This window comes from Acidobacteriota bacterium (assembly GCA_016195325.1).
Lineage (GTDB): Bacteria > Acidobacteriota > Polarisedimenticolia > JACPZX01 > JACPZX01 > JACPZX01.
The window spans coordinates 1-11,894 of sequence record JACPZX010000016.1 but is presented as its reverse complement, the minus strand read 5'-3'; the positions used below and the strand labels follow the sequence as shown (position 1 = coordinate 11,894).

The window sequence follows — 11,894 nt, the reverse complement described above, 5'->3', positions numbered from 1 at the left end:
AATACGTGAGAAGCCCCGTCACGCCTTGACAAAAGTGTCACTCCTACATAGTATTTGCCCCGTGCCGACGGCGAATCCTCATCGTAAATCATTAAACCGTAAACAGTTATCTTCGCCGGTCCAACCCAGCCGGCGCTCCTCGATCCAGGTCGGACGACACCTTGGGGCTTTGCGCTGATGGCCATCAAGATCGGTGAAATGCTCCTGAAGGCTCGCCTGATCACCCAGGAGCAACTGAACAAGTCCCTCGAAGCGCAGAAAGTCAACGGGGGCAAGCTCGGATATAACCTCGTCAAGATGGGGTTCGTCAAGGAAGACGACATCACCCAGCTCCTCTCGCAGCAGTACGGCGTTCCGGCGATCAACCTCCGCGAAATCCAGATCGAGGAAACCGTCGTCAAGCTCATCCCCTCCGAGGTCGCGCAGAAGTACCTGATCATGCCCGTGCAGCGCACGGGGGCGACGCTGACGATCTCGATGGTCGATCCGACGAACGTCTTCGCGATGGACGACATCAAGTTCATGACCGGCTACAACGTCGAGCCCGTGGTCGCCAGCGAGATCGCGATCAAGGACGCCATCGACAAGTACTACGGCTCGTCCCACCAGCTCGAGCTCAAGAAAGTCATGGACCAGATGAACGAGTCCGACACGGACAGCCTCGAGCTCCTCGAAGAGGAAGAGGAGCTCGACCTCCAGCGCCTCGAGGCGGCGACCGAGGAAGCTCCGGTCGTGAAGCTGGTCAACCTCATCCTCTCGGATTCCATCAAGCGCGGGGCGTCGGACATCCACATCGAGCCGTACGAGAAGGACTTCCGCGTGCGGTTCAGGATCGACGGCGTGCTCTACGAGATCATGAACCCGCCCCTGAAGCTGAAGGACGCGATCACGTCGCGCCTGAAGATCATGGCGAAGCTCGACATCGCGGAGAAGCGGCTTCCGCAGGACGGCCGCATCAAGATCAAGATGAAGCTCCAGAACAAGACCAAGGAGATGGACTACCGCGTCTCGGTCCTGCCGTGCCTCTTCGGAGAGAAGATCGTCCTGCGTCTCCTCGACAAGGACAACCTCATGCTCGACATGACGCGGCTCGGGTTCGAGATCGAGTCGCTGGCGAGGTTCGAGAAGGCGATCTTCAGGCCGTACGGCATGGTGCTGGTCACGGGGCCGACCGGGTCCGGGAAGACGAACACTCTCTACTCCTCGATAAGCCGCGTGAACACTCCCGAGACGAACATCATGACGGCCGAGGACCCGGTCGAGTTCAACCTGCACGGCATCAACCAGGTGCAGGTGAAGGAGCAGATCGGGCTCAACTTCGCCGCCGCGCTGCGCTCGTTCCTCCGCCAGGATCCCAACATCATCCTCGTCGGAGAGATCCGCGACTTCGAGACGGCGGAGATCGCGGTCAAGGCCGCCCTCACCGGCCACCTCGTCCTCTCGACGCTGCACACCAACGACGCCCCCTCGACCATCAACCGGCTCATGAACATGGGGATCGAGCCGTTCCTCGTCTCGACCTCCGTCAACCTCATCTGCGCCCAGCGCCTCGTGAGGCGGCTGTGCGCGGGCTGCAAGGAAGAGATCCACATGCCCCCGAGCGCCCTGGTCGAGATCGGGTTCGCCGCGGAGGACGCGGCCAAGATCAAGCTGTTCAAGGGGAAGGGGTGCACGATCTGCAACAACACCGGCTACAAGGGGCGCGTCGGGCTCTACGAGGTCCTCGAGATCACCGAGGGGATCCGCGAGATGATCCTGACCGGCGCCTCCGCCATCGAGCTGAGGCGGAAGGCGGTGGAGGATGGCATGATTACCCTCCGGGGCAGCGGCCTCCGCAAGATCAAGGACTCGCTGACGACGGTGGAGGAAGTGCTCAGGGAGACGGTACTCTAATCGAGCCGCGCCGCGGGGCCTGGACGCCCGGGGGGAAGTCATGAACATCACGCTTCACCAGTTGCTCAAGACCCTCGTCGAGCAGGGGGGGACCGACCTCCATGTGACGACCAACTCGCCGCCTCAGATCCGCATCGACGGCAAGCTCATTCCGCTCCAGCTCCCCCCCCTCAACGCTCCCGAGACCAAGCAGCTCTGCTACTCGGTGCTGACCGACAACCAGAAGCACCGGTTCGAGGAGACGCTGGAGCTCGACTTCTCCTTCGGCATCAAGGGGCTCGCGAGGTTCCGCGCGAACGTCTTCTCGCAGCGCGGCGCCGTCGCCGCGGCCTTCCGCCTGATCCCGTGGGAGATCAAGGGGTTCAAGGATCTCGGCCTCCCCGAGGTCGTGGCGACCCTCTGCGACAAGCCGCGCGGCCTCGTGCTGGTCACCGGGCCGACGGGCTCCGGCAAGTCGACGACGCTCGCGGCCATGCTCGACAAGGTCAACGCCGAGCGGCACGAGCACATCGTCACGATCGAGGACCCCGTCGAGTACCTGCACTCCCACAAGAAGTGCATCGTCAACCAGCGCGAGCTGCACGCCGACACGCACACGTTCGCGAACGCGCTCCGCTCGGCGCTCAGACAGGATCCCGACGTCGTGCTCATCGGCGAGATGCGCGACCTCGAGACCGTCGAGTCGGCGCTGCGCATCGCCGAGACGGGTCACCTCACCTTCGCCACGCTCCACACCAACTCCGCGACGCAGACGATCAACCGCATCATCGACGTCTTTCCGGCGCACCAGCAGTCGCAGGTGCGCGCGCAGCTGTCGTTCGTGCTCGAGGGGATCCTCTGCCAGTCGCTGCTCCCCAGGGCCAACAACCAGGGCCGCGCGCTCGTGATGGAGATCCTCGTCCCGAACGCGGCGGTGAGGAACCTCATCCGCGAGGACAAGATCCACCAGGTGTACGCGATGATGCAGGCGGGCCAGTCCAAGCACGGGATGCAGACGTTCAACCAGGCCCTCGCCTCGTCCTACTTCAAGAAGCAGATTTCCCTTCAGACCGCCCTGACGACCTCCTCGAATCCCGAGGAGCTTCAGGACATGATCAACAGGGGCGCCGGCCTGATCTACCAGCCCTCGGCGGGCGGCGGGCCGGCCGCGGGACGCAAGGCGTGACGAGCTAGCGTCGCCGACGGGAGGAATCGATGCCGAGCTACGCATGGAAGGGGAAGAGTCGAGCGGGAGCCGCCCAGGAGGGCGTGCTCGTCGCCGACAACAAGGACGCCGTGATCGCCATGCTCCGCAAGCAGCAGATTCTCGTCACCGCCGTGACCGAGAAGGGGAAGGAGATCGCGCTGCCGAAATTCGGCGGAGGCATCTCGCAGAAGGAGATCGCGATCTTCACCCGGCAGTTCTCGGTCATGATCGACGCGGGACTCCCGCTCGTTCAGTGTCTCGAGATCCTGGGCGGCCAGCAGGAGAACCGCGTCTTCCAGAAGACCCTCTTCGAGGTCCGGCAGGACGTCGAGAGCGGCGCGACGCTCGCCGACTCGCTCAAGAAGCACCCCAAGGCGTTCACCGACCTGTACGTGAACATGGTCGCCGCCGGAGAGGCCGGCGGTATTCTCGACACGATCCTGAGGCGCCTCTCCGAGTACATCGAGAAGGCGGTCAAGCTGACGGCCCAGGTCAAGAAGGCCCTCGTCTACCCGACCGCCGTCATCGGCATCGCGATCGGAGTCGTGTGGGTCATTCTCACCTTCGTCATCCCGGTCTTCGCGGCCCTCTTCCAGAACCTGGGAGGCGGCGCCCAGCTCCCGCTCCCGACGCGCATCGTCATGAGCATCAGCGCGCAGATGAAGTGGTTCACGCCCCTCGTCGTCATCGGCGGGTTCGTGGCCTACGTTTTCGGCTTCAAGCCCTATTACGCGACCGAGCAGGGGCGCCGCACGATCGACGGCCTGAAGCTGCGCATTCCCATCGTGGGGATGCTCCTCCGCAAGATCGCGGTCGCGCGGTTCTGCCGCACGCTCGGCACGCTGATCTCGTCGGGCGTCCCGATCCTCGACGCGCTCGACATCACGTCGCGGACGGCCGGCAACCAGGTCGTGGCCGACGCCATCTCGGCCACGCGCAGGAGCATCGAGCAGGGCAAGACGATCTCCGAGCCGCTGGCCCAGACCGAGGTCTTCCCGACGATGGTCACGCAGATGATCGCCGTCGGCGAGCAGACCGGCGCCCTCGACACGATGCTCGCCAAGATCGCCGACTTCTACGACGACGAGGTCGACAACGCGGTCGCGACGCTCCTCACGCTGCTCGAGCCGATCATGATCTCGTTCCTCGGCGTGATGATCGGAGGCATCGTCATCGCGATGTACATGCCGATCTTCAACCTCATCAGCATCATGCCGTGACGGGGGCGGATCGCCGCGCCCAGCGACGCTAGGGCGGTGATGAGCGAACCGGATTCGCCGAAGAGCCCCGCGGGCGTTCCCTCGGCCGGAGGCGAGCTGAGGCGTCAGCTCATGCGGCTGATGGTCGGCCGGGCCGCCGTGCTCACGCTGCTCCTCGGCGGAGGCATCCTCGTCGAGCGGCTCCTCCCGCGCAGCGCGGTCCGCGTCCCGTACTTCTACGCGCTCACGGGCGCCGGCTACTGCCTCACGATCCTGTACGCGGTCTTCCACAGGTGGTGGGCGGAGCGCCCCGCGGCGGCGTACGCCCAGCTGGTGGGCGACCTGGTCCTCGTGACGGGCCTGGTCTACGCCACCGGCGGCATCGACAGCCCCTTCTCGGTCCTGTACTTCACGGTCATCATCGCGTCGAGCATCCTGCTGAGGCGGCGCGGCGCCTTCGTGACCGCGGCGGCGTCGTGGCTCCTCTACACCTTCCTCGTGCTGCTGATCGTGTACCGGTTCGTGCCCCTCGGCCCGGGCGGCCGGGCCAACGACCTCACGCAGGACGTGTCCGCCCTTCAGCAGATCGTCTACTCGCTCTTCGCGCACGCGCTGGCGTTCCTCGCGGTGGCCTTCCTCTCGTCGGCCCTGGCGGAGAAGGTCTACACGACGGGCCGCGAGCTGAGGGAGCGCGAGGAGGATCTCGCCCGGCTCCAGGCGCTGAGCAAGAACATCGTCGACAGCATCACGAGCGGCGTGCTCACCACCGATCTGACCGGCACGATCACGTTCGTGAACCGGGGGGGCGAGGAGATCTTCGGGAAGGCGGGCGCCTGGTTCATCGGGCGCGGCGTCTGGGAGGTTCTCGGGCAGGCGCCGGACTTCCTCACGCAGGTGAGCGACGGGCTCGGGCGCGACCGACGTCGCCGCATCGAGGCGCGCGTGGCGGGCCCCCGCGGCCAGCCGATCGCGCTCGGCATCACGACCTCCCTCCTGAAGGATCAACGCGGCACGCCGAACGGATTCATCTTCGCGTTCATGGATCTCACCGACATCAAGGCGCTCGAGGAGGAGATCCGCGTCAAGGACCGGATGGCGGCGCTCGGCGGCATGGCCGCCGGCATGGCGCACGAGATCCGGAACCCGCTGGCGTCGATGTCCGGCTCGGTCCAGCTCCTCAAGCGCTCCATTCGCCCGGCGCCCCAGGAGGCGGAGCTCTTCGACATCGTCGTGCGCGAGGGGAAACGGCTCGACCGGATCATCAGCGACTTCCTCCTCTTCGCGCGCCCCGGCCGCTTCGACGCGGTGGACGCCGACATCGTTCCGATCCTGCGCGAATCGCTCCTCCTGATCCGGCACGGCGACGAGTTCGGCGGATCGCACGAGATCGTCGCCGACCTCCCGGAGGAGGGGGTCGTCGCCCGGGTCGACGTCAACCTCATCCGCCAGGTCTTCTGGAACCTCGCGAAGAACGCGCTCCGCGCGATGCCGCAGGGGGGGAAGCTCACGGTCGCGGCGGCTCCCACCGGAGAAGGCGCCGCGAGCGTCACGTTCACTGACGAAGGGGTCGGGATGACCGAGGAGGAGATCGACACGGCCTTCCAGCCCTTCCGCGGATCGTTCCGCGGCGGCATCGGCCTGGGTCTCGCGGTGGTCTTCAGGGTCGTCCAGGAGCACGGCGGGAAGATCAGGGTCCAGAGCCGCCCCGGCACGGGATCCACGTTCACGATCGAGCTTCCCGGCGCGCGGCAGCCGCTCGCGGTCCCCGCCGTCCGGAACGAAGTCGCCGCCGGCCGGACCGGCGAGGAGCGATAGGTTGCAGCGCATACTCGTGGTCGAGGACGAGCCGGACCTCCGGAAGGTCCTCGCGTCGCTGCTCAAGCGCGAGGGGTACCACGTCGATCTCGCCGAGAGCGGCCCGCGCGCCTTCGAGATGCTGGGCAAGGAGATCTACGATCTCGTGATCACCGACGTGCGGCTCCCGGGGGCGTCGGGGATCGAGGTGCTGCGCGTGACGCGCGAGACGTACCCGGACGCCCCCGTGATCGTCATCACCGCCTTCGCGTCGGACGAGGCCGCCGAGGAGGCGCGCCGGCTCGGCGCCTTCAACTACATCACGAAGCCGTTCGACAACGACAAGATCGTCGCCGACGTCGGCATCGCGCTCGGGTGGAAGCGCCTCGGCTCGCTGATGGCGTCGGTCGCCGGCAAGTACCGGTTCGACCAGCTCGTCGCCCGCAGCGAGAAGATGAAGACCATCATGGAGACCGTGGCGCAAGTGGCGCCGACGGCCAGCACCGTCCTCATCACCGGCGAGTCCGGGACGGGCAAGGAGCTGATCGCGCGCGCGATCCACCACAACTCGCAGCGCCGCGACGGCGCCTTCGTCTCGATCAACTGCGGGGCCCTCCCCGACGAGCTGCTCGAGAGCGAGCTGTTCGGCCACACGAAGGGCTCGTTCACCGGGGCCGTCGCCTCGAAGAAGGGGTACTTCGAGGTCGCCGACGGGGGCACGATTTTCCTGGACGAGATCGGCGACACCTCGCCGGCGATGCAGATCAAGCTGCTGCGATCGCTGCAGGAGAAGACGATCCGCCGCGTCGGCGGAACGGAGGAAATCGCGGTCGACGTCCGCGTGATCACCGCGACGAACCAGGATCTCGAGACGATGGTCCGCGAGAAGAGATTCCGCGAGGATCTCTTCTACCGCATCAACGTCATCCCCATCAAGCTCCCCCCGCTGCGCGAACGCAAGGAGGACATCCCGCACCTCGCCTTCCATTTTTTCGATCGCTATAAGAAGGAGATGGGCAAGAAGCTCACGACCATCTCCGACGACGCCATGGCGGCGCTCAACGCGTACGACTGGCCCGGCAACATCCGCGAGCTGCAGAACGTGCTGGAGCGGGCGGTCGCCCTCGAGTCGAGCGACGCGGTGCGCGCCGAGGGGCTCCCCCTCGAGCTCCGGGCGAACCGGACGGCCGCGCGCGAGAACCTGCTGGGCCTCCTCGGGCTCGAGGAGGGGGGCATCGACCTCGAGACGGTACTGGAGCAGGTGCGCGAGCACTACATGCGGGAGGCCCTCTCGAAGAGGGGAGGGGTCCAGATCCAGGCGGCGCGCCTCCTCGGCATGTCGTTGGCCCCGGGACGAACGCTCTACTACCGCGACATCGGCCAGTACTACCTCCCCAACCGCACCCTCACGGTGGCCGCCGTCCACGACGGGCGCCTTCCCCGGTGGAACCCGCACCGCAACAGCGGGCAGCCCTTCCTCGCGAACCCGAACTGCTTCGTCCTCCGGCCGACGACGCTGCTGTTCCTGCCGTTCCCGCCGCGCCTCGTGCACATCCCGATGACGCTGTCGATCATGTTCCTCCTCGCGTGCGCCGCCGCGGGGACCTGGCTCCTGCTCCGCGACAGCGGTCTCTCGCGGCCGGCGTGCCTCCTCGGCGCGAGCGCGTTCGCGCTGTCGGGAGGGGTGCAGTCCATGGGGCAGGTGCTCAACCACCTCGAGGGGGTCGCGTTCATCCCCGCGACGCTCTGGGCGGTGCGGCGGAGCCTCGTCCGTGGATGGAGGCCGTGGGGCGTCGTCGCGGGAGCCCTCTTCGGCCTCGTCGTCTCGGCGGGAGAGCCGGTCTGGATCGTGGTCACGTGCCTCGCCGCGTGCGCGCTGCCGGCGCTGCCGAAGCTCGACCTCCGCGGCGCGGTGCGGACCGGGGCGGTCGTTCTCCTCCTGGCCCTGGCCGTCTCCGCCGCGCAGCTCTTCCCGCTCCTCGAGAACGCCCTGGAGAGCGAGAGGGGGGCGGGGCTCTCGACGGAGGACGCGATGAAGTGGTCGCTCGCGCCCCAGGCCATCCTCCAGTCGGCGATCCCGGGGTTCTGGGGGGACACCTCCCGCATCGCCCCGGAGGCGTACTGGGGGACGTGGATCTTCGAGAGCACGCTGCCGTGGCTCCTCTCCATCCATCTCGGCGCGCCGATCCTCGTTCTCGCCGCGGCCGGCGCCTGCACCCGCCGCGACGCCGGCGCGTGGCGGGCGGCCGCTCTCGCCGTAGCCGGGGTCCTCCTCGCCTTCGGGAGGTTCACCCCCGTCTACCCCTTTCTCGTCGACCACGTGCCCGGATTCTCGAACGTCCGTTTCCCCGTGAAGTGGTTCGGCATGACGACGTGGTGCGTCGCCATCCTCGCCGCCGCCGGCTTCGATCGCCTCGCCTCTCGGAGGCCGGGGCCGCTCCCGCGGCCGGCGCTCGCGGCGGGGGCGATCGCCCTCGTCGCGCTCCTCGCCGGCGTCGCGCTCGCGACGGGCGGGGTCCCTTCCGCATCCGGCCTCGTCCGATCGCTCTTCGACGTCCCCGGCTCCGTCGGCGACGACGTCCTCGCGGCGGGAGCGGTGCGCGCGATCGGCACCGGAATGATCCTCGCGGCCTCAGGATCGCTCCTCGTCCTCCTCTTCCTTTCTCCAGGGAGCGCGGCGCCGGCCGGACGCGTCTGGCTCGCGGCCGCCACGTGCGCCGCCCTCCTCCTCGCAGCCGACGCCGGAGTGAACCCCTCAGCCCCCTTCGACGCGGTCTTCGAGCCGTCGCCACTCCTCCGCGCGATGCCCGAGGCGGTCGCCGGGGATCTCCGCTTCTTCGGCCTGCCGCGCCCGGCGGGGTTCGCGTTCCGGACGCCGTCCCGCGGGTACGTCGAGGCGACCGGAATTCCCGCCGACTCGCTCGCGTGGGGTATGAGGTGGGACGTGCGGACGCTCCGCTACGCGACGATGTTCCCGTCGGGAGTGTACGGCGCGTACGATCGCACGGGCGACTCGAGGCTCGACCTCCTTCCGGGCTCGACCCTTTCGCAGGAGTTGAAGGACGGGATGCCCGCCGACGAGATGGTGAGAGTCCTCGGCGCCTCGTCGGTCGGGTTCGTCCTCTCGCACGCGGTGATCGATCACCCCGATCTCCGGGAGGTCGCCTCCCTCGACGGGGAGGCGAACGTCCCGGTGAAGCTCTACCGGGTGCGCGCGCCGGTTCCGCGCGCCGGCCTCGTCGAGCGCGCCATGGCGGCCGGCACGCCCGTCGAGGCGCTTCAGAAGATTCGGAGGGGCGAGGTCGACCCCCGCACGGAGGTGCTCCTCGACGCCGGCGCGATCGCCCGCGGCGGGGAGGGGCGGGAGGGGGCGCGTCCCCTCGAAGCGGAGCGCCCCGGGACGGCGGCTGTCTCGCGCGATGAAGGGGACGCCCTCGAGGTCCACGTCGCCGCGCGCCGTCCGGCCTGGCTCGTCGTCACCGACACCTTCGACTCCTCGTGGCATGCGACGGTCGACGGCTCTCCCGTCGCGATCGAGAGGGCCAACGGGATGTTCCGGGCCGTCCGGGTCGCCGCGGGAGAGCACGACGTCCGGTTCGAGTACCGACCCTGGTCGATCCGCGCGGGCCTCGCGGTCAGCGCGCTCGCCCTCCTCCTCGGCACGGCGATCGTCGTCACGTCGCGGCGGGCCCCCGCGGCGTGAGACCCGGCCGGCTGGACGCCGCCTGCGGAGCCCTCCTCGCCGTCGCCGCGGCCTCCGCCGCCGCCACACGGATCGCCGCGAACGATCTCTGGTGGCATCTCAAGGCGGGGGAGTGGATCGTCTCGCACGGCGCCGTGCCTCGCGCCGACGACTTCTCGTTCACCTCCGCCGGGACCCCGTGGGTCGATCACGCGTGGCTCTGGCAGGTCATCGCGTGGGAGCTGCACGATCGCCTGGGGATCCCCGGCCTCGCGATCCTCAAGCTCTCCTGCGCGGGAATCGTCGCGGCGCTCGGGTTCGCGGCCCTGCGGCGCCGGGAGGTCGCAGCGCTCCCGTCGGCGCTCGTCGTCCTGGTCGCCCTGGCGGGCGCGCGGTTCCGGCTCACCGATCGCCCCGAGGTCGCGTCGCTCGCCCTCCTCTCGATCTTCGCCTTCGTCGTGCTGATCTCCGGGCTGACCCCCGCCCGGCGCGCGATCGCGGCGGCGGCGGTGTGCTGCCTCTGGGCCAACGTCCACGCCGGGGTTCTGCTCGGCCCCGCGCTCGCCGGCGCGACGGCCCTCGGAAGCCTGATGGAGGGGACGCGGGCGATGCGCGATCGTCGCCCCGGCGCTGCGACCGTGCTGGCGCGCGCCCGGGGCGAAGCGCTCGCGGCGGCGGCCTCGGCGGCGGGGATGCTGCTGAATCCTTACGGCTTCCGGATCCTGCTCGTCCCGCTGAAGCTCGGGGCCGCCCTCGCCGACCCCCGCCTCGTCAATCCCGAATGGCTGTCGCCGGCGGCGGCCACCTTCCCGCTCTTCTTCGCGATCCTGGCCGCCGTCATCGGCTGGCTCGCGTTCCGAATCCTCAGGCGCCACGACGCGGCCGCATGGCGATCGATGCTCCTCGTCGGGGGGATGGGGACGCTCGCGATCTCGGGGTCGCGGCACATCGGCTTCTTCTTCGCCGCGCTTCCGTTCGCGGTGGCCCTCGCCAGGGATCCGGCCGATCGGGCGCCGTCCGGCGCGCGCGCCGCCCTCCTCTCGCCCCTTCTCGCGGTCGCCGCGGCCGTCGCGTTTCCGCTCATCCCCTCCGCGATCACCGCGTCTCCGGGGTTTGGCGTGGACGGCGCGCAGTTCCCGGCCGCCGAGACCGACTTCGTCGCGGCTCGACTCCCGGCGCCCCGGCGCATGTACAACGACGTCGGGCACGGGGGGTACCTCATCTGGCGCCTGTACCCCGCGGACCGCGTCTTCATCGACGGGCGGAACGAGGTTCACGCGGCGCTGCTGGGAGAGATCGCGCGCGCTCTCGACGACGGGCGCGCCTGGTCGGATCTCCTCGATCGGCACGATGTCCGCGCGGCGCTGGTGCGGTATCGCGACGAGCGCATCGCCGTCGCGGGTCAGCCCGCGGAGATGGCGAGGTCCTTCGCGGCGCTGCACTTCCCGCGATCGAGGTGGGCGCTCGTCTTCTGGGGCGACAGCGCGATGGTCTTCGTGAAGCGGGGGGCCGGCGCCGACGCCCTGATCGCATCGGAGGAGTACCAATTCGCCCACCCCGAGGACACCGCGTATCAGATCGAGCGGTGCCGCGGCGGCGATCGGGCGCTCCTCGACGGCATCCTGGCCGATTTGCGCCGCCGAGTGGCCGCGCCCCCCCGGTCGGAGCGAGCCGAGCGCCTCCTGGCGGAGTTCGGAGCCCTCGGAGGCCACTGACACTTGTTGTCAGATCGCATGACAACGGCGGCCCGAAAAGGCTTGCCAGGACCATGAGAATCAGCCCGATAACGCGACCCCGGGCCGGCGGCCTCATCAGACAAGATGCTTGGTATCAAGCCTTTAAGCGGTGCACCACGCGTCACCGCGGAGCGTGGCACCCGCCTTGCTGTCTTAGCGTCGAACAATGGAGGGTTTACCAGATGGTCGGCAGAAAGAAGACGCAGGGATTCACGCTGATTGAGCTCCTCATCGTCGTCGCGATCATCGGGATCATCGCGGCGATCGCGATCCCGAACCTGCTGAACGCGATCGACCGCGGCAAGCAGAAGAGGACGATGTCGGACATGAGGTCGGTTGGCACCGCGGTCGAGTCGTACGCGGTGGACAACAACTTCTACCCGATCCAGAAGAGCATGGCGGCC

At 68.5% G+C, this 11,894-nt stretch carries 7 protein-coding genes; all 7 read left to right on the top strand.

What is annotated here, in order from left to right; genetic code table 11:
- Nucleotides 1-174: 174 nt before the first annotated feature.
- On the top strand, nt 175-1,893 hold the full coding sequence (gene pilB, locus HY049_02635; protein ID MBI3447808.1) for a type IV-A pilus assembly ATPase PilB: 1,719 nt from the start codon (nt 175-177) through the stop codon (nt 1,891-1,893).
- Between the two features lie 40 nt (nt 1,894-1,933).
- Entirely contained in the window at nt 1,934-3,058 is a 1,125-nt protein-coding gene (locus HY049_02630; protein ID MBI3447807.1) for a type IV pilus twitching motility protein PilT, read from the top strand.
- A 29-nt stretch (nt 3,059-3,087) separates the two neighbouring features.
- Nucleotides 3,088-4,299, top strand: coding sequence for a type II secretion system F family protein (locus HY049_02625; GenBank protein MBI3447806.1), 1,212 nt, complete (start codon nt 3,088-3,090; stop codon nt 4,297-4,299).
- Nucleotides 4,300-4,338: 39 nt separating this feature from the next.
- Nucleotides 4,339-6,093, top strand: a complete 1,755-nt coding sequence (locus HY049_02620) for a PAS domain S-box protein (protein MBI3447805.1) — start codon at nt 4,339-4,341, stop codon at nt 6,091-6,093.
- 1 nt (nt 6,094) lies between these two features.
- Nucleotides 6,095-9,775, top strand: coding sequence for a sigma 54-interacting transcriptional regulator (locus HY049_02615; protein ID MBI3447804.1), 3,681 nt, complete (start codon nt 6,095-6,097; stop codon nt 9,773-9,775).
- Nucleotides 9,772-11,469 (top strand): hypothetical protein, encoded by a 1,698-nt coding sequence (locus tag HY049_02610; protein MBI3447803.1) that lies wholly within the window; start codon nt 9,772-9,774, stop codon nt 11,467-11,469. The genes HY049_02615 and HY049_02610 overlap by 4 nt, the downstream gene beginning before the upstream one ends.
- Nucleotides 11,470-11,672: 203 nt before the next feature.
- Nucleotides 11,673-11,894, top strand: a 222-nt coding sequence (locus HY049_02605) for a prepilin-type N-terminal cleavage/methylation domain-containing protein (GenBank protein MBI3447802.1), incomplete at its 3' end; no start/stop codon positions are given.